The organism is Streptomyces sp. NPDC026538 (genome assembly GCF_055567535.1).
Genome location: NZ_JBVHQG010000016.1, coordinates 104762 through 129158 on the forward strand (window position 1 = coordinate 104762; position 24397 = coordinate 129158).

Here is a 24397-nt window from a genome sequence, read left to right on the forward strand (position 1 = left end):
GCCGCCGTTTCGGATGCGGCGGATTCCATGATCTGCCCGCCGGCGAGAACGGTCGACCGGGGACGACGGACGGCGGACGGCGGGCCCGCGCCGGCTCCCTGGGCATGTACGCGCCGATCGCGGGCAGACGAACCGCAGGACAGAGGCCGGATCCGGCCGGACGAAGGACGCTGGAGGTGTCTGCCGCCATGAGCGCGAAGGTGTTGGAACGTTTCCCCGCCGGAGCTCCGCGAGGATCGTGGCCGGCGGAGGAGTACGCGGCGGAGCGCCGCGCCGAGGGCGAGCCCGCGACGGTCGTGATGGATCTGCGGACGGACGCCTTCCTGGTCGTGGTCCCCGGCCCGGACGACGACTGACTTCCCGGTCACCAGCCGGCTCACGGTCGGCTCGGCGGTGAAGGACTCCGCCACAGGTTTCGCCGTCTGCCGCGCCGTCAGATCCCACGGCCGGCCGTCCTGCGCGTCGGTCTCCCGGGCCGGTGGGGCGACCGGAGACCTGCCGGCAGGCTTTCTGCGCCCGTGACCTCGCCGGGATGGCGGGGCGGCCGGCGACCTGCCGGGAGGCCTTCTGCGCCCGTGACCTCGCCGGGATGGCGGGGCGGCCGGAGACCTGCCGGCAGGCCTTCTGCGCCCGTGACCTCGCCGGGCCGGTGGGGCTGTTCGGCGTTTCCAACCCCGGAGATGAAACCGGAACTGCCGCGGCTGGACGTCTCGGCCGGGGCGGGGCGCTGAAGTCGCCCTGGTACGGGGGTTGTCCGCCCTTTCGTGACCTCCCGATGCGCATCGACCTCTGTCCGCGGGGCCGCCTCGACCTGGACGCCCTCGTCACCGAGACCATCGCCCTGGACGAGGTCGAGAAGGCCTTCGAGCGGATGCGTCACGGTGACGTGCTGCGCTCGGTGCTGCTCCTGTGACGATCCGGGAGTGGATCGACCGCGGTCTCTGACCGCCCCCGCGACGACGCGGCCCCGCCCCGACGACGCGGCCCCGCTCCGCCGACGGAGCCTTCCACGGCACCGGGGCGGGGCCGCGTCGTCACACGCGAAGGGACGCCTGTTTTCCCTGTTCACCCTTGCTTTCGGGGGCACTTCGCAGGCTCGGGGAGCCGTCGTCGCGGCCCGCGCAAACCGGCGGGTGAACGCCTTGACAACGCTTCGGAACCGCCCCCAAACTGACGTTGCGCTCATCGCAATCCGTTTCGCTATACGCACCGAGGTGTCATGATGATTCCCGCGTGCCGTCTCGCGGATCTGCCGCGAGGCGAGGCCCACCGGCTCGATATCGACCCGCCCGTCTCGGTGTTCCACACCGAGGACGGCGAGCTCTTCGCCATCGACGACACGTGCACCCACCAGGACGCCTCGCTCGCCGACGGCTGGCTGGAGGGCCGCGAGGTCGAATGCCCCCTGCACGCCTCCAAGTTCGACCTGCGGACCGGCGCCGTGGACGCACCCCCGGCCAAGCGCCCGGTCCGCACCCACGAGGTCGTCGTCGAGGACGGCACGGTCTATGTCCGGCTCTCCGCCGACGCCCCCAACCTGCCGCCGTGCGTCGCCGCCCGGCTCGCCGGGGGCGCGGCGTGAGGACGGTCGCCGTGGTGGGCGCCTCCCTGGCCGGACTGTCGGCCGCGCGCTCGCTGCGGCAGCGGGGGTACGACGGCCGGCTGGTCGTCATCGGCGACGAGCCCCATCGCCCGTACGACAGGCCGCCGTTGTCCAAGGAGTTCCTGGCCGGCACCCTCGGCGAGGCGGACCTGGCGCTGGAGCGGGACGACGAGGAACTCCGTGCGGAGTGGCTGCTCGGGGCGCGCGCCATCGGGCTGGACCGCGCCGGGCGGGCGATCCGGCTCGCCGGCGGCCGGGAGGTCCGCGCCGACGGCGTGGTCGTCGCGACCGGCGCCGCGGCCCGTACCCTGCCCGGCACCGAGGGCCTCGCCGGGGTCCATGTGCTGCGCACTCTCGACGACGCCCGCGCCCTGCGACGCGATCTCTCCCGGGGCGGCCGCCTCGTGGTGATCGGCGGCGGGTTCGTCGGCGCCGAGGTCGCGTCCACGGCGTACGGCCTCGGACTCGACGTGACCGTGGTCGAGGCGGCGCCCACCCCGTTGGCCGGACCGCTCGGCCCGGCCATGGGCGCCGTCGTCGCCGCCCTCCACGCCGACCACGGTGTACGGCTGTTGTGCGGGGTCGGGGTGAAGGGGCTGAACGGCGAGCGCCAGGTGGCGGCGGTTCTCCTGGAGGACGGTCGCAGCGTGCCCGCCGACACCGTCGTCGTGGGCGTGGGGGCGCGGCCCTGCGTCGAGTGGCTGGAGGGCTCCGGCGTCGCGCTCGACAACGGCGTGAAGTGCGGCGCCGACGGGCGGACCAGCGTGGCCGGGGTGGTCGCCGTGGGCGACTGCGCCAACTGGTACGACCCGCACACCGGCGGCCATCGCAGGGTCGAGCACTGGACCGGCGCGCTGGAACGGCCGGCCGCCGCCGTCGCCGCGCTCCTCGCGTACGGCGCGACGCAACCGGCTGTCCCCAGGCCCCCCTACTTCTGGTCGGACCAGTACGGCGTGAAGATCCAGTTCGTCGGGCACGCCGCCGGGGCCGACGAGGTGTCGGTCGAGGAGGGCTCGACCGACGACCGCAGCTTCCTCGCCGTCTACCGGCGGGCGGGCCGGCCGGTCGCCGTGCTCGGGATGAACCAGCCGCGGCTCTTCACCCGCCTGCGCAAGCAGTTCGGCACCACCGCGTCCTGACCCGGCACCCGCGCCGTCCCACGACTTTCTGGCGCCCGCGCCGTCCCACCGACCCCCGACGTTCTCCGAGGAGTGCACCGTGACCTCGACCAGCCTGCCGGACAGCCTGATCGCCACCCTCCCCGGTTCCGCCTACACGGACCCCGGGGTCTTCGCCCAGGAACAGGAACGCATCTTCGAGACGATGTGGTTCTGCGTCGCCCGCGCGGCGGACCTGCCGAAGCCCGGCGCGTTCCGCACGGTGGACGTCGGCCGCGAGAGCATCCTCGTCACCCGGGCCCGGGACGGGGCGGTCCGTGCCTACTTCAACGTCTGCCGGCACCGCGGGGCCAGGCTGTGCACCGAGGCTACCGGCGAGGTCCGGCGCGCCTTCCAGTGCCCGTACCACGCCTGGACCTACGACCTGGACGGCAGGCTGGTCGCGGCACCCAACCTCACCAAGATGCCCGACGTCGGCCGCACCGAGTACGGCCTGGTGGGCGTGGCCGTGCGGGAATGGCTCGGCTATGTGTGGGTGTGCCTCGCGGAGGACCCGCCCTCCTTCGAGGAGGACGTGCTGGGGGCCGTCGTCGAGCGGCTGGGCGACACCGCGTCGATCGAGCACTACGACATCGACCACCTCGCGGTGGGCCGGCGGATCGTCTACGACGTGCGGGCGAACTGGAAGCTCATCGTCGAGAACTTCATGGAGTGCTACCACTGCGCCACCATCCACCCCGAACTCACCGAGGTGCTGCCCGAGTTCGCCGACGGCTACGCGGCGCAGTACTACGTGGGCCACGGCGCCGAGTTCGGCGCGGACGTCCGGGGCTTCACCGTCGACGGCTCCGAGGGGCTGGACCGCATCCCCTCGGTCGCCGCGGACCAGGACCGGCGGTACTACGCGATCACCGTGAAACCGCAGGTGTTCATCAACCTCGTGCCCGACCACGTGATCTTCCACCGGATGTACCCGGTGGCCGTCGACCGGACGGTCGTCGAGTGCGACTGGCTCTACCTTCCGCACGTCGTGGAGAGCGGCAGGGACGTCAGCCGGTCCGTGGAGCTCTTCGACCGGGTCAACCGCCAGGACTTCGACGCCTGCGAGCGCACCCAGCCCGGGATGAGCTCACGGCTGTACGCCAAGGGCGGGGTGCTGGTGCCCAGCGAACACCACATCGGCGCCTTCCACGACTGGGTCCACGAGCGGCTCGGTACCCGGCAGCCGGAATGAAGCAGCGAGAGCGGCGCCCGTGCCCCGCGCGGAACGCGGACGCGGGCCGTACGGCGGTCGTCCCCGGGACGCTCAGCCCAGGTACCCCATGCGCTGGCTGATCTCGTGCGCACCCTCGACCAGCACCGGAGCCAGCTCGTGCATACGTTCCTCGGTGAACCGGTAGGACGGTCCGGAGGCGCTGATCGACGCGATGACCTTGCCCTCCCGGTCCCGGATCGGCGCGGCCATGGCATGCAGCCCGATCTCCAGCTCCTCCAGTGTCCAGGCGTAACCGCGCTCCCGGGCCTCGGCGAGGTTCTTCTCCAGCTTCGCCTTCGTGGAGATGGTGTGCGGGGTGAGCTTCTTCAGGCCCCCGTCCGAGATCAGCGCGGCCCGTTCCTTCGCCGGGAGATGGGCCAGCATGATCTTGCCACTGGAGGTGGCGTGCAACGGGGTCAACTGGCCCACCCAGTTGTGCGCGGTGACGGCGGCCGTACCGCGCACCTGGTAGAGGTTGATCGCGTAGTGCTCCTGCATCACCGCGATGTTGACCGTCTCGCCGATCTCCTCGGCCAGCCGCTCGCACACCTGCCGGCTCTGCTGGGTGACGTCGATACGCCCGGTGACGGCGCCCGCCAGACGCACGATGCCGAACCCGAGCGCGTACTTGCCCCGTTCGCCCGCCTGCTCCACCAGACCGCGCGCCTCCAGGGCGCCGAGCAGGCGGAACGCGGTCGACTTGTGTACATCGATCTCGGCGGCCACCTCGCTCACGCCGGCCTCGCCGCGCTGGGCGAGGATCTCCAGGACGCTGATGGCGCGGTCGACGGACTGTACGCCGCCGGAGGATGAGCCGTTCGTTTCGGTGTCCGGACTGTAGTTGCTCATGACGGAACTATACGCGGAGTAAACAACAGCACCCAAGTAACGCGATGTGAACAAAGATCTTACAAGTTGCGTTGTTCGCAACCTAGAGCGCATAGCGATACCCGTACTAGCATGCCGCGCACATCGACGGCGCGAGCGAGACGAGGCACGATGGCTCCCTTGCAGTACGACTTCGTCATCGTCGGCGGCGGATCGGCCGGCAGCGCACTGGCGAACCGGCTCTCGGCCGATCCCGGCAACCGGGTACTGGTGCTGGAGGCGGGCCGCCCGGACTACCCGTGGGACGTGTTCATCCATATGCCCGCGGCGTTGACGTACCCCATCGGAAGCCGTTTCTACGACTGGAAGTACGAGTCCGAGCCGGAGCCCCACATGGGCGGCCGTCGTGTCTACCACGCCCGCGGCAAGGTGCTGGGCGGCTCCAGCAGCATCAACGGGATGATCTTCCAGCGCGGCAACCCCATGGACTACGAGCGCTGGGCCGCCGATCCCGGCATGAAGACCTGGGACTACGCCCACTGCCTGCCGTACTTCCGCCGGATGGAGAACTGTCTGGCCGCCGACCCCGACGACGAGTTCCGTGGCCATGACGGACCGCTCGTGCTGGAACGCGGCCCGGCCGCGGGCCCGCTCTTCTCCGCCTTCCTCAAGGCCACCGAGGAGGCGGGCTACCCGCCCACCGACGACGTCAACGGCTACCGGCAGGAGGGCTTCGCCAGGTTCGACCGCAACGTGCACCGCGGCCGGCGCCTGTCCGCGTCCAAGGCGTACCTCAAGCCCGCCAGGAAACGCCCCAACCTCACCGTGAGGACCCGCGCCCTCGTCACCCGCGTCCTCTTCGAGGGGAAGAAGGCCGTCGGTGTCGAGTACCAGCGGGGCAGGGGTGCCCTCCGGCAGGTCCGGGCAGCCGAGGTCATCCTGTGCGGCGGCGCGATCAACTCCCCGCAGCTGCTCCAGCTTTCCGGCATCGGCAACGCCGAGGAGCTGCGCGCCCTCGGCATCGACGTCGTCCACGATCTGCCGGGCGTCGGCGAGAACCTCCAGGACCACCTGGAGGTCTACATCCAGTACGCCTGCAAGCAGCCCGTCTCCGTACAGCCCTACCTGGCGAAGTGGCGGGCTCCCTTCATCGGCCTGCAGTGGCTGTTCCGCAAGGGGCCGGCCGCGACCAACCACTTCGAGGCCGGCGGCTTCTGCCGCAGCAACGAGGAAGTGGACTACCCCAACCTGATGTTCCACTTCCTGCCCGTCGCGGTCCGCTACGACGGCTCCGTGCCCGCCGGCGGCCACGGCTACCAGGTCCATGTCGGGCCCATGTACTCCGATGCCCTCGGCTCGGTGAAGATCCGGAGCAAGGACCCGCGCGAACACCCGGCGCTGCGCTTCAACTACCTCTCCACCGAGCAGGACCGCCGCGAGTGGGTCGAGGCGGTCCGGGTGGCCCGCGAGCTGCTCAACCAGCCCGCACTCGCCCCCTACAACGACGGGGAGATCTCGCCCGGCCCGTCCGTGGCGACGGACGAGGAGATCCTCGCCTGGGTCGCCAAGGACGGCGAGACCGCCCTGCACCCGTCCTGCACCTGCAAGATGGGCACGGACGCGATGTCCGTCGTCGACCCGCTGACCCTGCGGGTGCACGGAGTGGACGGACTGCGCGTGGTGGACGCCTCGGTGATGCCGTACGTCACCAACGGCAACATCTACGCCCCGGTCATGATGATCGCCGAGAAGGCGGCCGACCTCATCCTCGGCAAGGAACCGCTGCCGCCGTCCGACGCCGTCTACCACCGGCACCGTGACGCCCGGAAACAGGCCGGGTAGCGCAGTGCGCCCGGACTCTTGACGGCGGTCGGTCCGTTCGTCAGGGTGTTCCACCAAAAGCAATCCAATGCACAATGCGCAACGAATTCGGGCTCGAAGGGCGCGGCCGTGGCAGATCTGTACGTGGATGGTGAATGGCGTGCGGCGGTGGCCGGCGGCCGGCGCGAGATCCGCTGTCCGGCGGACGGCACCCTCGTCGCCACGGTCTCGGAGGCGACCCGCCCCGACACCGAGGCCGCGATCACCGCGGCCCGGCGCGCCTTCGACGACGGACCCTGGCCGCACACCCCCGAGCGGGAGCGCGGCGCGCTGCTGCTGCGCACCGCCGGCATCATCGAGCGCGACGCCAAGGAGTTCGCCCGCGCCGAGTCCCTCGACACCGGCAAACGCCTGGTGGAGAGCGAGTACGACATCGCCGACGTCGTCGCCTGCTTCCGCTACTACGGAGGCATCGCCGGCACCAACGCCGGGCGGGTGGTCAACACCGGCCGCGACGACGCGCTCAGCCGGGTCACCTACGAGCCCGTCGGCGTCTGCGGCCTGATCACCCCCTGGAACTACCCTCTCCTGCAAGCCTCCTGGAAGGTCGCCCCGGCCCTGCTCGCGGGCAACACCGTCGTCCTCAAGCCCAGTGAACTCACCCCCTCCACCTCGGTCCTGCTGATGAAGGCCCTCGACGAGGCGGGCCTCCCGGCCGGCGCCGCCAACCTGGTGCTGGGCGCCGGCCCCGAGGCGGGCGCGCCGCTCGCCGAGCACGCGGCCGTCGACATGGTGTCGTTCACCGGGGGACTGCACACCGGCCGGCGCCTCATGGCCACGGCCGCCGCCACGGTGAAGAAGGTCGCCCTCGAACTCGGCGGCAAGAACCCCAACGTGGTCTTCGCCGACGCCGACTTCGCCACCGCCGTCGACTTCGCGCTCACCGCCGTGTTCCTGCACTCCGGGCAGGTCTGCTCGGCCGGTGCCCGGCTCATCGTCGAGGACCCGATCCACGACGCCTTCGTCGACGAGGTCGTGCGCCGCGCCCAACTCATCCGTCTGGGCGGCCCCTTCGACCCCGAGGCCGAGACCGGGGCGCTGATCTCCGCACAGCACCGCGAGAAGGTCGAGGCGTATGTCGCCGCAGGCCTCGCCGAGGGCGCCGTACTGCGCTGCGGCGGCGCGCGCCCCGACGACCCCGCGCTGGCGAACGGCTTCTACTACCCGCCCACCGTTCTCGACGAGTGCCGGCAGGACATGCGGGTGGTGCACGAGGAGTCCTTCGGACCCGTGCTCACCGTGGAGCGCTTCCGGGACGAGGACGACGCCGTCCGCATCGCCAACGACACGGAGTACGGCCTCGCCGGAGCCGTCTGGACGCAGGACGCGGGCAAGGCGCAGCGGGTCGCCCGCAGGCTGCGCCACGGCACCGTGTGGATCAACGACTACCACCCCTATGTGCCGCAAGCGGAATGGGGTGGCTTCGGGCACTCGGGCGTGGGCCGCGAGCTGGGACCGACCGGCCTGGACGAGTACCGAGAGCCCAAGCACGTCTGGCAGAACATCCAACCCCGGCCGCAGCACTGGTTCCGCGGCTGACGGCGAAAAGAGGCCGATCATGACCCCAGCCCAGACCGAGGTGTCGCAGCGGCGCGACTCGTCCCAGGACCCCGGGGACCGCACCCCGGTCATCTCCGTGCGCCGGCTGTGGAAGGTGTTCGGGCCGAAGGCCGACCAGGTGCCGGGCTCCGAGGAGTTGTGCGGGCTGACCCGCCGCGAACTCATGGACCGCACCGGCTGCACCGCCGCCGTACGGGACGTGAGCTTCGAGGTGTCGCCCGGCGAGGTCTTCGTCGTCATGGGCCTGTCCGGGTCCGGCAAGTCCACCCTGGTGCGATGTCTGACCCGGCTGATCGAACCCACCGCCGGCGAGGTCGTGTTCGAGGGCGAGGACATCCGGGGCGCCGACACCCGGCGGCTGCGGGAGCTGCGGCGCAGCAAGTTCTCCATGGTCTTCCAGCACTTCGGTCTGCTGCCGCACCGCAAGGTCGTCGAGAACGTGGCGTTCGGCCTGGAGATCCGGGGCATGAGCCGGGCCGAACGGACCAGGAAGGCCCTGGAGGTCGTCGAACTGGTGGGCCTCGCCGGATACGAGAACTCCTACCCCGACCAGCTCTCCGGCGGCATGCAGCAGCGCGTCGGCCTCGCGCGCGCCCTGGCCGGCGACCCCGACGTCCTCTTCTTCGACGAACCGTTCTCCGCGCTCGATCCGCTGATCCGCCGTGACATGCAGAGCGAGGTCATCCGCCTGCACCACGAGGTCGGCAAGACCATGGTGTTCATCACCCACGACCTCTCCGAGGCGCTGAAACTCGGCGACCGCATCCTGATCATGCGGGACGGCAGGACGGTCCAGTGCGGCACCGGCGACGAACTCGTCGGCGCCCCCGCGGACGACTACGTACGGGACTTCGTCAAGGACGTGCCGCGCGGCGACGTCCTCACCCTGCGCTGGATCATGCGGCCGGTCACCCCCGAAGACGCCCTGGACGGACCAGAGATGGGCCCGGAGGTGGTGGTCCGCGAGGCCACCCGGGCGGTGCTCGCGGCCGAGAAGCCGGTCAAGGTCGTCGAGAACGGCAAGCTGCTCGGCATCGTCGGCGACGAGGAGATCCTCGCCGTCGTCGCGGGACAGGAGGGCGGCGCGTGACGGCCGCCGTCGCCGACGCGACCGCGCCTGTCACCACCCTGCGCCACAAGGTGAGCCGCCCCATGGTGGTGGCGGCGATCCTGGTCGTCTGGCTGGTGCTCTTCACCGTGCTGCGTGGCCGGCAGACGCTCACCCTGGCCGCCGCCGACCTCACCGGACTGCACCGCCGGCTGAACGACGTCAACGACACCATCGGCTCCAACCGCAACTCCAACCCGGTCTTCCTCTACTTCTTCAACGAGATCCGGCTGGTCGTCGACAACCTGGTGACCTTCGTCCAGTCGCTGATCTCCCAGCCCACCGGCTCCCGCCCGGTCCCGCAGATCGGCTGGCTCGGCGTCGTCGGCATCGCCGGCTACGTCTCCTGGGCCGTGGGCAACTGGCGGGTCGCCCTGCTGGCCGTCGCCGGCTTCACCTTCTTCGGGCTCCAGGGCCTGTGGCAGGAGAGCATGGACACCCTGGCGCTGACTTTGTCGGCGGTCCTGGTGGCCCTGCTCATCGGCATCCCGCTGGGGGTGTGGGCCGGGCTCTCCGACCGGTTCAACCGGATCATGACGCCCTTCCTCGACTTCATGCAGACGATGCCGACCTTCGTCTATCTCGCCCCGCTGACCCTGATCTTCCTGATCGGCGGGGCCTCCGCGGTGATCACCACGGTGATCTACGCGGCACCGCCCGCCATCCGCATCACCGCGCACGCGATCCGCTCGGTCCCCGAGACCACCGTCGAGGCGGCCGACTCGCTCGGCGCGACCCGGACCCAGCAGCTGCTGAAGGTGCTGCTGCCGATGTCCCGGCGCACGGTGGTCATGGGCGTCAACCAGACCATCATGGCCGCCCTGGCCATGGTCACCATCGCCGCCCTGATCGACGCGCCCGGCCTCGGCAAGACCGTCGTCCAGGCCCTGCAGTCCCTCGACGTCGGCACCGCCTTCAACGCCGGACTCGCCATCGTCGTCATGGCCATCGTGCTCGACCGGGTCACCACGGCGGCGGCCGCCCGCACCCAGGTCCGCCGCGCCGACGGCCCGTTCCGCACGTGGCGCCGCCCGCTGACGGCGGCCGGCGGCATCGCGGCCGCCGTGCTGGTCTACCTCTCCCACACCTACGTCTGGGCGGCCGAGTTCCCCGGCGACGGCACCGCCGGCACCCACATCGCGAGTGCCGCCGACACCGCGACCACCTGGCTCCAGGACCATCTCTCCGGCCTGACCAACGCCCTGCGGGAGGCCCTCACCAACGGCCTGCTCAACCCGTTCCAGACGCTGCTCACCGACTCCCCGTGGTGGCTCGTCGGCGCCACCCTGGTCGCGCTCGGCGCCGTCCTCGGCGGGTGGCGGGCCGCGGCGACGGCGGGCGCCTGCGTCGGGCTGCTGGTCGGCACGGGCCTGTGGTCGGACAGCATGACCACGCTCGCCTCGACCGCCGTGGCCACCGTCCTGGTGATGCTGTTCGGTGCCGTCGTCGGCGTGTGGATGGGCCGCAGCGCGCCGGCGGACCGGCTGATCCGGCCTGCCCTGGACGCCGCGCAGGTCATGCCGCCGTTCGTCTATCTCGTGCCGTTCCTGGCGCTCTTCGGCGCCACCCGCTTCACGGCGATCGTCGCGGCCGTCGTCTACGCGGCACCCGTGGCGATCAAGATCATCGCGGACGGGGTGCGGAACGTTCCCGAGTCCACCGTGGAGGCGGCCACCTCGGCCGGGTGCAACACCTGGCAGATCATCACCAAGGTCCAGCTGCCGATGGCACGCGGCGCCCTGACCCTCGCGACCAACCAGGGCCTGATCTACGTGCTGTCGATGGTTGTGGTGGGCGGCCTGGTAGGCGCGGGCGCCCTCGGCTACGACGTCGTGGCCGGTTTCTCGCAGGGCGAGTTGTACGGCAAGGGGCTGGCGGCGGGGCTCGCCATCGTCCTGCTCGGAGTCATGTTCGACCGGATCACTCAGGCTGCGGCGCGACGCACCCGGGCATAAGGAGCACCGACACCATGGCACAACACTGGCGCATAGGCGCGGCCGGCCTGGCCGTCCTCGGCCTCACCCTCACGGCCTGCGGCGGGGCGAAGGTCGGCGAGGACACCTCGGCCGGCTCGAAGTCCTCGGGCGGCAAGTGCGGCACCTTCAACCTGGCCGTCAACCCGTGGGTGGGCTACGAGGCGGACGCGGCGGTCGTCGCGTACGTCGCGGAACACGACCTCGGCTGCACGGTGCAGAAGAAGGACCTCAAGGAGGAGATCGCCTGGCAGGGTTTCGGCACCGGCGAGGTCGACGCGGTCCTGGAGAACTGGGGCCACGACGATCTGAAGAAGAAGTACATCACCGGGCAGAAGACGGCCGTCGAGGCCGGCTCGACCGGCAACAAGGGCATCATCGGCTGGTACGTCCCGCCGTGGCTCGCCAAGGCACACCCGGACATCACCAAGTGGCAGAACCTCGACAAGTACGCCGCCCGGTTCAAGACGTCCGAGTCGGGCGGCAAGGGCCAGCTGCTGGACGGTGACCCGTCGTACGTCACCAACGACGCCGCCCTGGTGAAGAACCTGAAGCTGGACTTCAAGGTGGTGTACGCGGGCAGCGAGACCGCGCTCATCCAGGCCTTCCGGACGGCCGAGAAGAACAAGCAGTGGCTGATCGGCTACTTCTACGAACCGCAGTGGTTCCTCTCCGAGATACCGCTGGTGAAGGTGGAACTGCCCAAGTACACGACGGGCTGTGACGCCGACGCGGCGAAGGTCGCCTGCGACTACCCCGTCTACGACCTGGACAAGATCGTCAGTGCGGGTTTCGCCAAGTCGGGCAGCCCGGCGTACGACCTGGTGAAGAAGTTCAACTGGACCAACGACGACCAGAACACCGTGGCCAAGTACATCGCCGTGGACAAGATGTCGGACGACGCGGCGGCCAAGAAGTGGGTGGACGCCAACCGCGCCAAGGTCGACGCCTGGCTGAAGTAGCGGGGAGCGCGGAAAGGCCGGTCCAGTACGCCCGGCGGGCGGTGCGCACACTGCGCACCGCCCGCCGGGCGTCGCCTTGTGCCCCACTGACTTTCGGCCGTTTCCCGACGTCACCGGACCTCTTGACACCCCTCCTCGACGACGGGCACATTGAGTTGCGCAGCCTGAATCACGTTGCGCACAAAGCAACTGCACCGGTCTCAAGTTCGGAGGTTGGGCGATGGCGGGACCCCGAGTGGTCATCATCGGAGCGGGCGTCGTGGGAGCCGCCCTCGCGGACGAGATCTCCGCACGCGGCTGGACCGAGGTGACCGTGGTCGACCAGGGCCCCCTCCCCGCCACCGGGGGCTCCTCCTCGCACGCCCCCGGCCTGGTCTTCCAGACCAACCCGTCGAAGACCATGACGGAACTGGCCCGCTACACCGTCGAGAAGTTCTGCTCCCTCGACGTCGACGGCAAGCCCTGCTTCCTCCAGGTCGGCGGCCTCGAAGTGGCCACCACCCCCGAGCGCCTCGCCGAACTCCACCGCCGCCACGGCTGGATCACCGCCTGGGGAGTCGAGGCACACCTGGTGAGCGCCGACGAATGCGTGCGGCGCCACCCGCTGGTGAACCGTGACCGGGTCCTCGGCGGCCTCCTCGTCCCCACCGACGGCATCGCCAAGGCCGTGCTCGCCGTCGAGGCCCAGATCCGCCGGGCCACCGAGCGCGGCGTCCGCTTCCTCGCCCGCCACGAGGTCCTCGACGTCCGCCAGAGCGCGGGCCGCGTCACCGGTGTCGTGACCGACCAGGGCGAACTCCCCGCCGACATCGTCGTCTGCTGCGCCGGCATCTGGGGCCCGAGGATCGCCCGCATGGTCGGCATGAACCTGCCCCTCACGCCGCTCGCCCACCAACTCGCCTGGACCGGCCCGGTCCCCGCCCTCGCCGGCCAGACCGAGGAGGCCGTCCGCCCGATCCTGCGCCACCAGGACGCCGACCTCTACTACCGCGACCGCTTCGACGGCCTCGGCATCGGCTCCTACGGCCACCGCCCGATGCCCGTCTCCGCGGACGACATCCTCTCCTTCGACGAGGCCGAACAGATGCCCTCCGTCCTGAAGTTCACCGAGGAGGACTTCGCGGACGCCTGGACCGAGACCCGGTCGCTGCTCCCCGCGACCCGCGAGGCCAAGGTCGAGGAGGGCATCAACGGCCTGTTCTCCTTCACCACCGACGGCTACCCGCTGCTCGGCGAGTCCCCGGACGTGAAGGGCTTCTGGGTCGCCGAGGCCGTGTGGGTCACGCACTCCGCGGGCGTCGGCCGGGCCGTCGCCGAATGGCTGGTGGACGGCCACTGCTCGTCCTTCGACCTGCACGAGTGCGACATCAACCGCTTCGAGCCGCACCAGCTCGCCCCCGAGTACGTCCTGGCCCGCGACTGCCAGAACTTCGTCGAGGTCTACGACATCCTCCACCCCCTCCAGCCGAGCGGAAAGCCACGCCCGATCCGCACCAGCCCCTTCCACGCCCGCCAGCAGGAACACGGCGCGTTCTTCCTGGAGGCCAACGGCTGGGAGCGCCCCCAGTGGTACGAGACCAACGCGGTCTTGGTCGAGGGCCGTTCGATCCCCACCCCCAACGACTGGGCCGCCCGCTACTGGTCGCCGATCGTCGGAGCCGAGGCCCAGGTCACCCGCGAGACGGTCGCGCTGTACGACATGACCGCCCTCAAGCGCCTGGAGGTCTCCGGCCCCGGCGCCGCCGACTTCCTGGAGGGCCTGGTCACCGGCAAGGTCGCCAAGTCCGTCGGCTCGGTCACGTACACGCTGCTCCTGGACCACGACGGCGGCGTCCGCAGCGACATCACCGTCGCCCGGCTCGCCCGCGACCTCTTCCAGGTCGGCGCCAACGGCAACCTGGACCTCGCCTGGTTCACCCGCCACCTCCCCGCCGACGGACGGGTCCAGGTCCGCGACATCACCCCCGGCACCTGCTGCGTCGGCCTGTGGGGCCCGCTCGCCCGCGAGGTCCTCCAGCCCCTCACCGACGCGGACTTCTCCGACGACGGCCTCAAGTACTTCCGCGCCAAGCGCGCCTACATCGGCTCGGTACCGGTCACCGCGATGCGACTGTCCTATGTCGGCGAGCTCGGCTGGGAGCTGTACACCACCGCCGACCAGGGCCAGAAGCTCTGGGACACCCTCTGGCGGGCGGCCGAGCCGCTCGGCGGGATCATCGCAGGCCGCGGTGCCTTCAACAGCCTCCGCCTGGAGAAGGGTTACCGCTCCTTCGGCACCGACATGACCTACGAGCACGACCCCTACGAGGCCGGCGTCGGCTTCGCCGTCAAACCCGACAAGGGCGACTTCGTCGGCAAGGCCGCGCTGGAGCGGCGCAGGACGGAGGTACGGCGCCGGCTGAGCTGCCTCACCATCGACGACCCACGGGCCGTCGTCATGGGCAAGGAGCCGGTGTACGACGGCGAGCGCGCGGTCGGCTACGTGACCAGCGCGGCCTACGGCTACACGATCGGCAAGGGGATCGCGTACGCGTGGCTGCCGGTGGAGCTGGCGGTGCCCGGGACCGGCGTTCAGATCGGGTACTTCGACCAGCGGGTGGCGGCGGTGGTGGCCGAGGAGCCGTTGTTCGATCCGGGGATGAGTCGTCTCCGTGGGTGAGGGATCGGAGAGGAGTGCCGCGATGTGTCGTCGGTCGGCTGCGGGTGCTTCGTGGCTGGTCGCGCAGTTCCCCGCGCCCCTTCGGGGCGCTGAGGCCGTCGAAAGGATCGCGAACCCCGCATGAACGCGCTGAACACGCCCCTGGCCGAGCTGGACCCGGAGGTGCACGCCGCGCTCCGTGCCGAGCTGCACCGTCAGCAGTCCACCCTGGAGATGATCGCCTCCGAGAACTTCGCGCCCACCGCCGTGATGGAGGCGCAGGGCTCGGTCGCGACGAACAAGTACGCCGAGGGTTATCCCGGCCGCCGCTACTACGGCGGCTGTGAACACGTCGACGTCACCGAGCGGCTGGCGATCGAGCGCGTCAAGTCGCTCTTCGGCGCCGGCTACGCCAACGTCCAGCCGCACTCCGGCGCCCAGGCCAACACCGCCGTCTTCTTCGCCCTGCTCAAGCCCGGCGACACCGTCCTCGGCCTCGATCTCGCGCACGGCGGCCACCTCACCCACGGCATGCGCCTCAACTACAGCGGCAAGCTGCTCGACATCGTTCCGTACCACGTCTCCGAGGCCGACAACCTCGTGGACCTGGACGAGGTGGCGCGGCTCGCCAAGGAACACCGCCCGAAGATGATCATCGCGGGCTGGTCGGCGTACCCGAGGCACCTGGACTTCGCGGCGTTCCGCCGGATCGCCGACGAGGTCGGTGCCCTCCTCATGGTCGACATGGCGCACTTCGCCGGTCTGGTGGCGGCCGGACTGCACCCCAGCCCCGTCCCGCACGCCCACGTGGTGACCACGACCACGCACAAGACCCTCGGCGGACCGCGCGGCGGCGTCATCCTCACCGACGACGCCGACCTCGCCAAGAAGATCAACTCGGCGGTGTTCCCCGGAATGCAGGGCGGCCCGCTGGAGCATGTCATCGCCGCGAAGGCCGTCTCCTTCAAGGTCGCGGCAACCCCCGAGTTCGCCGAACGCCAGGCCCGCACGCTGGCCGGCGCCCGCATCCTCGCCGAGCGCCTCACCCGCCCCGACGCCGCCGCGGCCGGAGTGAAGGTGCTGACCGGGGGCACGGACGTCCACCTCGTCCTCGTCGACCTCCGTACCGCGCCCCTGGACGGCCGGCAGGCCGAGGACCTCCTCCACGAGATCGGCATCACCGTCAACCGCAACGCCGTCCCCTTCGACCCGCGCCCGCCCATGGTCACCTCCGGCCTGCGCATCGGCACCCCCGCCCTGGCCACCCGGGGCTTCACCGAGGCGGACTTCGCCGAGGTGGCCGACGTGATCGCCCTCGCCCTCCAGCCCGACCCCGACGTGTCCGCCCTGCGCGCCCGCACCGCGACCCTCGCGGCCGCGCACCCGCTCTACCCCCACCTCTCGCACGACGGAGACGTCCGATGAGCCCCCGCACCCCCGGCGCCGACCTCCCCGGCCATCCGGACTTCCTCTGGCGCACCCCCGAGCCGAAGCGCTCGTACGACGTGATCGTGGTCGGCGGCGGCGGACACGGCCTCGCCACCGCCCACTACCTGGCGAAGAACCACGGCATCACCAACGTGGCGGTCCTGGAGAAGGGCTGGCTGGCGGGCGGCAACATGGCCCGCAACACCACGATCATCCGCTCCAACTACCTCTGGGACGAGAGCGCGGGCATCTACGAACACGCGCTGAGACTCTGGGAGGGCCTGGAGGAGGAGCTCGACTACCCGATCCTCTTCTCCCAGCGCGGCGTGCTGAACCTCGCCCACAGCCTCCAGGACGTCCGCGACAGCGTCCGCCGGGTCGAGGCCAACCGCCTCAACGGCGTGGACGCCGAGTGGCTCGACGCCGATCAGGTCGAAGAGGTCTGCCCGATCGTCAACACCTCGCCCGAGGTGCGCTACCCGGTCCTCGGCGGCACCTACCAGCCGCGCGCGGGCATCGCCAAGCACGACTACGTGGCCTGGGGCTTCGCCCGCTCCGCGGACGCGGCCGGCATCGACATCATCCAGAACTGCGAGGTCACCGGAGTGGACGTGGTGGCCGGCAAGGTGGTCGGCGTCCGGACCACCGCCGGCCCGATCGCGGCCGGCAAGGTGGCTCTGTGCTCGGCCGGCCACACCTCCGTCCTCGCCGCCATGGCGGGCATCGAACTCCCGCTCCAGAGCCATCCGTTGCAGGCACTGGTCTCCGAACTCCTGGAGCCCGTCCACCCGACCGTCGTCATGTCCAACGCGGTGCACGTCTACGTCAGCCAGGCGCACAAGGGCGAACTGGTGATGGGCGCGGGCATCGACGCGTACAACTCCTACACCCAGCGCGGCGCCTTCCACATCATCGAGGAGCAGATGGCGGCCGCCCTGGAGCTGTTCCCGGTCTTCGCCCGCGCCCACGTCCTGCGCACCTGGGGCGGCATCGTCGACGTCAGCCCCGACGCCTCACCCATCGTCGGCCTCACCCCGGTGGCCAACCTCTACCTCAACTGCGGCTGGGGAACGGGCGGTTTCAAGGCCACCCCCGGCGTCGGCTGGGTCTACGCCCACACCATCGCGCACGACACCCCGCACGACCTCAACGCCCCCTTCTCGCTCGACCGTTTCACCACCGGCGCGCTCGTCGACGAGCACGGCGCGGCCGCGGTGGCCCACTAGGGAGCCCCACCATGCTGCTCATCCCCTGCCCGTGGTGCGGGCCCCGCGACGAGGCCGAGTTCCACTACGGCGGCCAGGCCCACGTCCCCTACCCCGAGGCGCCCGCGTCCCTCACCGACGAGGAGTGGGCCCGCTACCTCTTCTTCCGCGCCAACCCGAAGGGCCCCTTCGCCGAACGCTGGAACCACACGGCAGGCTGCCGCAGATGGTTCAACGCGGTACGCGACACATCGACGAACGAGATCCTGACGGTCTACCGCCCAGGCGAGACCCCTTCACCACCCCACCCGGTGACTCAACAACCATCACCGCCTCCCTCAGCCCACCCGGCGCCCACGCAACCACCACCGCCTCCCTCAGCCCACCCGGCGCCCACGCAACCACCACCGCCTCCCTCAGCCGACCCGGTGACGTCTCAGCCCGCGCCCTTCTCAGCCCGTCCGGCGTTTGAGGACCAGGCCGTTCAGGCCGACGGGGGGTCTGGGGGCGCGGTCCCCAGCGGGGTCGAAGGGGCAGCGCCCCTGGAGGACGGGACGGGTAGGGGCGGCGGGGGCGACACCCCCCTCGCCCGCACCACCGCAACCCACCCCTACCGCACCCCCACCGGCGGCCGAATCGACCGCACCACCCCCCTCACCTTCACCTTCGACGGCACCGAATACCAGGGCTACCGAGGCGACACCCTCGCCTCCGCCCTCCTCGCCAACGGCGTCATCCACGCCGCCACCAGCATCAGACTCGGCCGCCCCCGGGGCATCTTCACCGCCGGCCCAGAAGAACCCAACGCGGTCGTCCAGATCGAGGCCCCCTTCCCCGAACCGATGCTCCCCGCCACGACCGTCGAGCTCTACGACGGCCTGGTGGCCACCGGCCTCCCGGGCCAGGGACGCCTCGCCACCGACCCCGACCCCGCCCGCTACGACGCCGTACACGCCCACTGCGACCTGCTGGTCGTCGGCGCGGGCCCGGCCGGCCTCGCGGTGGCCGCGGCCGCGGCCACCAGCGGCGCCCGCGTCATCCTCGCCGACGACCAGCCGGAACCCGGCGGCAGCCTGCTCGGCACCGGCGAGCTCCCCGACTGGGTGGCCGCGACACACGCGCGCCTCGAAGCCGCCCCCGAGGTCCGCGTCCTGCGCCGCACCACCGTCTTCGGCCACTACGACGACAACCACCTTCTCGCCGTCGAACGCCGCACCGCCCACCTCGGCGCCGACGCCCCCGCGCACGTCTCGCGCGAACGCGTCTGGCGGATCCGCGCCCGGCACGTCGTCCTCGCCACCGGCGCCCACGAGCGGTCCCTCGCGTTCGGCGACAATGACCGCCCCGGCGTGATGCTGGCCGCCTCGGCCCGCACCTACCTCCACCGGTACGCCGTCCTGCCCGGCCACCGCGCGGTCGTGTTCACCACCAACGACAGCGCCTACCCCGCCGCACTCGACCTGGCGGCGGCCGGCGTGGACATCGCCGCGGTCGTCGACACCCGGCCGGAGCCGGGGGAGTGGGCCGAACGCGCCCGGTCCGCCGGGATCGAGGTCTTGGCCGGACACGCGGTCACCGGCACGGCGGGCGACGCCCGGCTCACCGCCGTGACCGTGGCCCCGTACGAAGGCGTGACCGTCGCCCCGTACGTGGGCGTGACAGCCGCTGCGTACGAAGACGTGACCGTAGCCCCGTATCAAGGCACTGTCGGACAACGGGAGTTCGCCGCCGACCTGCTGCTCGTCTCCGGCGGCTGGAACCCGGTCGCGCACCTGTTCAGCCAGGCGGGCGGCAGGCTCCGCCACGACGAGACGCTCGGCACGTTCGTGCCCGACGGCTGCCGTCAGGCGGTGGCGGTCGCGGGCGCCGCGAACGGGGCGTTCGACCTGGCCACGGCCCTCGCCCAGGGCGCGGCGGCCGGGGCCCGGGCGGTCGAGGCGGAGGGGTACACCGCCGAGGCCCCCGTCCTTCCGACGGTACCCGCGCAGCCGTACACCCCGCCCATGCAGGTCTTCACGATCCCCACCGCCTCCGGCGCCCCCCGCTTCGTCGACCTCCAACGCGACGTCACCGTGGCCGATCTGACCCGGGCGACCGGCGCGGGCCTGCGCTCGGTGGAGCACACCAAGCGCTACACGACGGCAGGTACCGCGAACGACCAGGGCAAGACCGGCGGGGTGCTGGCGAGCGGGGTCGTCGCCGAACTCCTCGGCGTGGACGTCTCGGCGCTCGGCCTGCCCACCTTCCGGCCGCCGTACACCCCCGTCTCCTTCGCTGCCCTCGCCGGCCGCGACCGGGGCGCGCTGCACGACCCCGTCCGTACGACCGCCCTGCACGGCTGGCACGTCGAGCACGGCGCGCTGTTCGAGAACGTCGGCCAGTGGAAGCGACCCTGGTACTACCCGCTGGACGGCGAGGACAGGGAGACGGCCGTACTGCGCGAGTGCCGTGCCGCCCGCGAGGGCGTGGCCTTCATGGACGCTTCCACGCTCGGCAAGATCGATGTGCAGGGCCCGGACGCCGCGCTCTTCCTGGACCGGCTCTACACGAACATGATCAGCACCCTGAAGGTCGGCATGATCCGCTACGGCGTGATGTGCCGCCTGGACGGAATGGTCTTCGACGACGGCACGGTCATCCGGCTGGCCCCGGACCGGTTCCTGGTCACCACCACGACCGGTAACGCGGCGGCAGTCCTGGACTGGATGGAGGAGTGGCTGCAGACCGAGTGGCCCGACCTGCGGGTGCACTGCACCTCGGTCACCGAACACTGGGCCACCGTGGCGCTGGTCGGCCCGAGGTCGCGCGCTGTCCTGGGCTCTGTCGCGCCCCAACTGGCCCTGTCCAACGACGACTTCCCCTTCATGGCATGGCGGGAGACCACCGTCGCCGGCCTCGGCGCCCGGGTGTGCCGGATCAGCTTCTCCGGCGAACTCGCCTACGAGATCAACGTGCCGGCGTGGCAGGCCCGCGCGCTCTGGGAGGCGCTGTACGCGGCGGGGGAGCCGTACGGCATCACCCCCTACGGCACCGAGACCATGCACGTGCTGCGCGCCGAGAAGGGCTACCCGATCGTCGGCCAGGACACCGACGGCACGGTCACCCCACAGGATCTCGGCATGGGCTGGGCGGTGTCCAGGAAGAAGCCCGACTTCATCGGCAAGCGCTCCTTCGCCCGTCCCGACACCGTCCGCCCCGACCGCAAACACCTGGTGGCCCTGGTCACGGACGATCCCGGCGCCCTCCTCCCGGAAGGCACCCACCTGGTCGCCGAGAGAGAGCTGCCCGCCCCGCCCGTCCCCATGCTCGGCCATGTCACCTCCAGCTACCGCAGCGCGGCGCTCGGCCGGACCTTCGCGCTGGCCCTGGTCAAGGGCGGCCGGGACCGCATCGGTGAACGCCTCTACGCACCCGTCGGCGCCCGGCTGCTGCCGGTGACCGTCGCCGGTCCCGTCCTCTACGACCCCGAGGGAGCCCGCCGCGATGGCTGACACCGCCCCGACCGCAGCGCAGCGCAGCCCCCTGGCCGACGCCGCGCACCGGCTCGCCGCCGTGACGCGCTCCTCCCGGGGCGCCATCCGGCTGGCCGAACTCCCTTTCCTGGCCCAGGTGAACGTCCGCCTGGACGCCAAGGGCCCGGCGGCGGACGCGGTCGGCCTGGCCCTCGGAATCCCACTGCCGCTGGAACCCGGCACCGTGGTGCACACGGCGGAGGTGACCGCGGTGTGGCTCGGCCCGGACGAATGGCTGGTGGTGGGCCGGCCCGGCACCGAGCGGGAGCTGGAGGACCGGATCCGCTCGGCGGCCGGGACCGAACCGGTCGCCGTCACCGATGTCTCCGCCCAGCGCACCACCCTTCTGGTCGGCGGCCCCCGCGCCCGTGATCTGCTGTCCCACGGCTGCGCGCTGGACCTGCACCCGCGGGCCTTCGGCCCCGGCCGCTGCGCCCAGACCGCGCTGGCCCGCGCCCAGGTCGTGCTGGTCGCCCGCGAGGAGAGCCGGGCCGGGTTCTGGGTACTGGTGCGCTCCTCCTTCGCCGGCTACCTGGTGGACTGGCTGCTGGACGCGGCCGTGGAGTACGCCTGAGCGGCCCGGGAGCCGAGCGGTCTCAGCGGGGACGCTCCGCGAGCTGCTCCAGATGGGCCGTGCGTGATGCGGCGGTCTGGCCCTGGACCAGGAGGAACAGGGCCTCCCGCGCCAGGCGCTGGGCGCGGGCGGTGACGGACATCGCCCGGCCGCCGCCCGTCACCACGGCCGCCGTGGTCGCCGTACGCATCAGCGTGAACGCCTCGGCCCGCAGCGCCAGCCGCTCCTTGGCGTGTTCCTGCGGCACCGGATGGTCCGCGAGCGCGTAGGCCCGGCGGCGGAGATCGTCGGTACGGGCCCGCAGCGGAGCCGCGTACTCCTCGTCCACCAGGGCCAGGGCCGCCGCCGTGATCCCGAAGACGGCCGGGTTGGCGTTGCGGGACTTCGGGCGGTCCGTCGCCGCCCACTCCTCGTACGGCATCCGCAGCGCGACCGCGTCCTCCGCCACCAGCAGGCCGTCCAGGTCCAGGGACACCGTCCGGGACGCGGTGAGCGCGGCCAGCCGCATCGGCTCCGACGGGCGCAGCCCCGGTTGCTCCCGTGCCTCGACGAAGGCGAACAGGGCCTCGTCGTCCTCGGTCACCCCGGCGAGCAGCAGCACGTCGTTCAGGCCCCAGCCGGTGTACCAGGGGACGGTGCCGTGGAATCGCCAGCCGCCCCCCTCCCGCCGCACCCGCACCGGGACACGCGGGTACGACCGCAGATGCGCGTACGCCACCCCGGACAGCAGCTCACCCCGCGCCAGCGGGCCCAGCAGGCGCTCCCGTACCGGCAGTTCGGCCTTGGCCAGGGTCAGCACCGGCGTATGGTGCTGGGTCTGCACGAACCAGGTCGAGCAGCACGCCCCGGCCAGGATCTCCGCCGTCTCGCGTACGACGGCCGCGGGCGCCGCCGAGCCGCCGTACGCCACCGGTGCGTTCAGGCCGAGCAGTCCCGAGCGTCTGATCGCCTCGATGTGGCTCACCGGCACCCCCTCCTGGTCGACGCGCTCCGCGGCGGGGGAGAGGAGGCCATCGGCCAGTTCCCGGGCGCGGGCGACGAGCGGATGTGCGGAGATGGTCATGGAGAAGATTCTTTCGGCTGTCCGGGGCGGGGTGTCGATCCGGGGGCCCGCCGTTCGTGTAGAAGGCGAGCAACCCCCACGACGACCGAGGAGAACGTCATGAAGCACTACCTGCTCAGCGTGGTCCAGCCGGCCGACGGCACCCCGCCGCCGCCCGACGAGATGGCCACGATCATGCGCGATGTCGAGGTGTTCAACGACGAGCTGCGCGCGGCCGGCGCCTGGGTCTTCTCCGGCGGACTGCACGGCCCGGAGACGGCCACGATGCTGCGCCCGAAGGACGGTGACGTGCTGGTCACCGACGGGCCCTACGCCGAGGGCAAGGAGTACCTCGGCGGGATCAGCCTGATCCGGGCGGCGGACCTGGACGCCGCCCTGGAGTGGGGACGCAAGGCCGCCCTGGCCACCCGGCTGCCGATCGAGGTGCGGCCCTTCATGGACCAGATCTGATGGCGGACGCCGCCGACGTCGAGGCCGCCTTCCGTGCCGAGTACGGGCGCGCGGTCTCGGTTCTCGTCCGCTTCCTCGGCGACATCGACCTCGCCGAGGAAGCGGTCCAGGACGCCTTCGCCACGGCGCTGGACCGATGGCCGGAGAGCGGGGTGCCGCCGAGCCCGGCCGGGTGGATCATCACCACCGCCCGCAACCGTGCGCTCGACCGGCTGCGCCGCGAGTCCTCCCGGGACGCCCGGCACGCGGAGGCCGCCCGGCTGTACGCGTCCGACCCACCGGCCGAGGAGGGCCCCGTGCGCGACGAACGGCTCCGGCTGGTCTTCACCTGCTGCCACCCCGCGCTCGCCCCGCAGGCCAGGGTCGCCCTCACCCTGCGCCTGCTCGGCGGGCTCAGCACCGCCCAGATCGCCCGCGCCTTCCTGGTGCCCGAGCCCACCCTCGCCCAGCGCCTGGTGCGCGCCAAGGCCAAGATCCGCGACGCGGGCATCCCCTACCGGGTGCCGAAGGACGCCGACCTCCCCGACCGGCTCAGCGGTGTGCTGGCCGTCGTGTACCTGATCTTCAACGAGGGGTACGGCGGTGATCCCGCGCTGTGTGCGGAGGCCGTACGCCTGGGGCGGCTGCTGTACGAGCTGATGCCGGACGAGCCCGAGGCCGCCGGGCTGCTCGCGCTGATGCTGCTGGTCGAGGCCCGGCGGCCCGCCCGGCGTCCGGCGGGCGGCGAGCTGGTGGCGCTGCCCGACCAGGACCGCGGCCTGTGGGACCGGAAGCTGATCGGGGAGGGGCAGGAACTCGTGCGGCGGTGTCTGCGCCGCGACCGGCCGGGGCCGTACCAGATCCAGGCCGCGATCAACGCCGTGCACAGCGACGCGCGGACCGCCGAGGCCACCGACTGGGGGCAGATCCTGCGGCTGTACGACCAGCTCACGGCCCTGGACCGCTCTCCGGTGGTGGCGCTGAACCGGGCGGTCGCGGTGGCCGAGGTCGAGGGGCCGGACAAGGCCCTCGCCCTGGTCGACGCGCTCGACCTCGACCGCTATCACGTCCTGCACGCCGTCCGGGCCGACCTGCTGCGCCGCCTCGGCCGGGACGACGAGGCGGCGCGGGAGTACGACACCGCCATCGAACTCGCCGACGGGCTCCCCGAACAGGCGTACCTGCGGCGGCGACGGGCCGAGCTCGCGGCCTGAGGCATGTCCACGGCAGGGTTCGCCGGGCAGGACGGAAAGTGGTTCC

18 protein-coding genes and 1 pseudogene are annotated in these 24397 nt (G+C 71.7%); 17 read left to right on the top strand and 2 right to left on the bottom strand.

The window, feature by feature from the left end:
- Positions 1 to 188 precede the first annotated feature (188 nt).
- The 5 genes and pseudogenes from ACZ4N4_RS42395 to ACZ4N4_RS42415 all read left to right on the top strand — a co-directional run bounded on the left by ACZ4N4_RS42395 (position 189) and on the right by ACZ4N4_RS42415 (position 3955).
- On the top strand, positions 189 to 356 hold the full coding sequence (locus ACZ4N4_RS42395; protein ID WP_351707570.1) for a hypothetical protein: 168 nt from the start codon (positions 189 to 191) through the stop codon (positions 354 to 356).
- 191 nt (positions 357 to 547) lie between these two features.
- Positions 548 to 913, top strand: a pseudogene (locus ACZ4N4_RS42400) (S-(hydroxymethyl)mycothiol dehydrogenase); the annotation flags it as partial.
- Between the two features lie 306 nt (positions 914 to 1219).
- Positions 1220 to 1582, top strand: a complete 363-nt coding sequence (locus tag ACZ4N4_RS42405; RefSeq protein ID WP_382530847.1) for a bifunctional 3-phenylpropionate/cinnamic acid dioxygenase ferredoxin subunit — start codon at positions 1220 to 1222, stop codon at positions 1580 to 1582.
- Complete coding sequence (locus ACZ4N4_RS42410; protein WP_467599278.1) at positions 1579 to 2742, top strand: NAD(P)/FAD-dependent oxidoreductase; 1164 nt, start codon at positions 1579 to 1581, stop codon at positions 2740 to 2742. Before ACZ4N4_RS42405 ends, ACZ4N4_RS42410 begins: the two co-directional genes overlap by 4 nt.
- A 79-nt stretch (positions 2743 to 2821) precedes the next feature.
- The gene (locus tag ACZ4N4_RS42415; RefSeq protein ID WP_467599281.1) at positions 2822 to 3955 is read left to right on the top strand and encodes an aromatic ring-hydroxylating oxygenase subunit alpha; all 1134 of its coding nucleotides are present in this window, start codon (positions 2822 to 2824) and stop codon (positions 3953 to 3955) included.
- 72 nt (positions 3956 to 4027) lie between these two features.
- On the opposite strand, the gene ACZ4N4_RS42420 is transcribed toward ACZ4N4_RS42415, so the two are convergent.
- Positions 4028 to 4825 carry an IclR family transcriptional regulator gene (locus ACZ4N4_RS42420; protein ID WP_467599284.1) on the bottom strand — a complete coding sequence of 266 codons (798 nt, stop codon included), beginning with the start codon at positions 4823 to 4825 and terminating at the stop codon, positions 4028 to 4030.
- 150 nt (positions 4826 to 4975) lie between these two features.
- On the opposite strand from ACZ4N4_RS42420, the gene betA reads away from it, so the two are divergent.
- The 10 genes from betA to ACZ4N4_RS42470 all read left to right on the top strand — a co-directional run bounded on the left by betA (position 4976) and on the right by ACZ4N4_RS42470 (position 21645).
- Positions 4976 to 6646, top strand: coding sequence for a choline dehydrogenase (betA, locus tag ACZ4N4_RS42425; protein ID WP_467599287.1), 1671 nt, complete (start codon positions 4976 to 4978; stop codon positions 6644 to 6646).
- Positions 6647 to 6754: 108 nt separating this feature from the next.
- Positions 6755 to 8224, top strand: coding sequence for an aldehyde dehydrogenase family protein (locus ACZ4N4_RS42430; protein WP_467599290.1), 1470 nt, complete (start codon positions 6755 to 6757; stop codon positions 8222 to 8224).
- A gap of 19 nt (positions 8225 to 8243) precedes the next feature.
- Entirely contained in the window at positions 8244 to 9335 is a 1092-nt protein-coding gene (locus ACZ4N4_RS42435; RefSeq protein WP_467599293.1) for a quaternary amine ABC transporter ATP-binding protein, read from the top strand.
- Between the two features lie 62 nt (positions 9336 to 9397).
- A complete protein-coding gene (locus tag ACZ4N4_RS42440) occupies positions 9398 to 11308 on the top strand; it encodes an ABC transporter permease (protein ID WP_467599478.1) in 1911 nt (636 codons plus the stop codon).
- Between the two features lie 14 nt (positions 11309 to 11322).
- On the top strand, positions 11323 to 12288 hold the full coding sequence (locus tag ACZ4N4_RS42445; RefSeq protein WP_453575764.1) for an ABC transporter substrate-binding protein: 966 nt from the start codon (positions 11323 to 11325) through the stop codon (positions 12286 to 12288).
- A 220-nt stretch (positions 12289 to 12508) separates the two neighbouring features.
- A complete protein-coding gene (locus tag ACZ4N4_RS42450) occupies positions 12509 to 14947 on the top strand; it encodes a GcvT family protein (RefSeq protein WP_467599297.1) in 2439 nt (812 codons plus the stop codon).
- 120 nt (positions 14948 to 15067) lie between these two features.
- Positions 15068 to 16351, top strand: coding sequence for a serine hydroxymethyltransferase (glyA, locus tag ACZ4N4_RS42455; RefSeq protein WP_467599300.1), 1284 nt, complete (start codon positions 15068 to 15070; stop codon positions 16349 to 16351).
- Complete coding sequence (locus ACZ4N4_RS42460; RefSeq protein WP_453575772.1) at positions 16348 to 17580, top strand: sarcosine oxidase subunit beta family protein; 1233 nt, start codon at positions 16348 to 16350, stop codon at positions 17578 to 17580. Before glyA ends, ACZ4N4_RS42460 begins: the two co-directional genes overlap by 4 nt.
- An 11-nt stretch (positions 17581 to 17591) precedes the next feature.
- Positions 17592 to 21050, top strand: coding sequence for a sarcosine oxidase subunit delta family protein (locus tag ACZ4N4_RS42465; protein ID WP_467599302.1), 3459 nt, complete (start codon positions 17592 to 17594; stop codon positions 21048 to 21050).
- The gene (locus ACZ4N4_RS42470; RefSeq protein WP_467599305.1) at positions 21043 to 21645 is read left to right on the top strand and encodes a sarcosine oxidase subunit gamma; all 603 of its coding nucleotides are present in this window, start codon (positions 21043 to 21045) and stop codon (positions 21643 to 21645) included. The genes ACZ4N4_RS42465 and ACZ4N4_RS42470 overlap by 8 nt, the downstream gene beginning before the upstream one ends.
- Positions 21646 to 21667: 22 nt before the next feature.
- On the opposite strand, the gene ACZ4N4_RS42475 is transcribed toward ACZ4N4_RS42470, so the two are convergent.
- Positions 21668 to 22708, bottom strand: coding sequence for an acyl-CoA dehydrogenase family protein (locus ACZ4N4_RS42475; RefSeq protein ID WP_467599308.1), 1041 nt, complete (start codon positions 22706 to 22708; stop codon positions 21668 to 21670).
- Positions 22709 to 22807: 99 nt separating this feature from the next.
- Between ACZ4N4_RS42475 and ACZ4N4_RS42480 the strand changes: the two genes are divergently transcribed.
- Together ACZ4N4_RS42480 and ACZ4N4_RS42485 are read left to right on the top strand one after the other, a co-directional pair.
- Positions 22808 to 23158, top strand: a complete 351-nt coding sequence (locus tag ACZ4N4_RS42480; protein ID WP_453384180.1) for a YciI family protein — start codon at positions 22808 to 22810, stop codon at positions 23156 to 23158.
- Positions 23158 to 24351 carry an RNA polymerase sigma factor gene (locus ACZ4N4_RS42485; protein ID WP_467599311.1) on the top strand — a complete coding sequence of 398 codons (1194 nt, stop codon included), beginning with the start codon at positions 23158 to 23160 and terminating at the stop codon, positions 24349 to 24351. Before ACZ4N4_RS42480 ends, ACZ4N4_RS42485 begins: the two co-directional genes overlap by 1 nt.
- Positions 24352 to 24397 lie beyond the last annotated feature (46 nt).

Coding starts and splice junctions, on each gene's coding strand:
- ACZ4N4_RS42395 (WP_351707570.1), top strand. CDS start 189: ATGAGCGCGAAGGTGTTGGAACGTTTCCCCGCCGGAGCTCCGCGAGGA.
- ACZ4N4_RS42405 (WP_382530847.1), top strand. CDS start 1,220: ATGATGATTCCCGCGTGCCGTCTCGCGGATCTGCCGCGAGGCGAGGCC.
- ACZ4N4_RS42420 (WP_467599284.1), bottom strand. CDS start 4,825: ATGAGCAACTACAGTCCGGACACCGAAACGAACGGCTCATCCTCCGGC.
- betA (WP_467599287.1), top strand. CDS start 4,976: ATGGCTCCCTTGCAGTACGACTTCGTCATCGTCGGCGGCGGATCGGCC.
- ACZ4N4_RS42435 (WP_467599293.1), top strand. CDS start 8,244: ATGACCCCAGCCCAGACCGAGGTGTCGCAGCGGCGCGACTCGTCCCAG.
- ACZ4N4_RS42440 (WP_467599478.1), top strand. CDS start 9,398: ATGGTGGTGGCGGCGATCCTGGTCGTCTGGCTGGTGCTCTTCACCGTG.
- ACZ4N4_RS42445 (WP_453575764.1), top strand. CDS start 11,323: ATGGCACAACACTGGCGCATAGGCGCGGCCGGCCTGGCCGTCCTCGGC.
- ACZ4N4_RS42450 (WP_467599297.1), top strand. CDS start 12,509: ATGGCGGGACCCCGAGTGGTCATCATCGGAGCGGGCGTCGTGGGAGCC.
- glyA (WP_467599300.1), top strand. CDS start 15,068: ATGAACGCGCTGAACACGCCCCTGGCCGAGCTGGACCCGGAGGTGCAC.
- ACZ4N4_RS42460 (WP_453575772.1), top strand. CDS start 16,348: ATGAGCCCCCGCACCCCCGGCGCCGACCTCCCCGGCCATCCGGACTTC.
- ACZ4N4_RS42465 (WP_467599302.1), top strand. CDS start 17,592: ATGCTGCTCATCCCCTGCCCGTGGTGCGGGCCCCGCGACGAGGCCGAG.
- ACZ4N4_RS42470 (WP_467599305.1), top strand. CDS start 21,043: ATGGCTGACACCGCCCCGACCGCAGCGCAGCGCAGCCCCCTGGCCGAC.
- ACZ4N4_RS42475 (WP_467599308.1), bottom strand. CDS start 22,708: ATGACCATCTCCGCACATCCGCTCGTCGCCCGCGCCCGGGAACTGGCC.
- ACZ4N4_RS42480 (WP_453384180.1), top strand. CDS start 22,808: ATGAAGCACTACCTGCTCAGCGTGGTCCAGCCGGCCGACGGCACCCCG.
- ACZ4N4_RS42485 (WP_467599311.1), top strand. CDS start 23,158: ATGGCGGACGCCGCCGACGTCGAGGCCGCCTTCCGTGCCGAGTACGGG.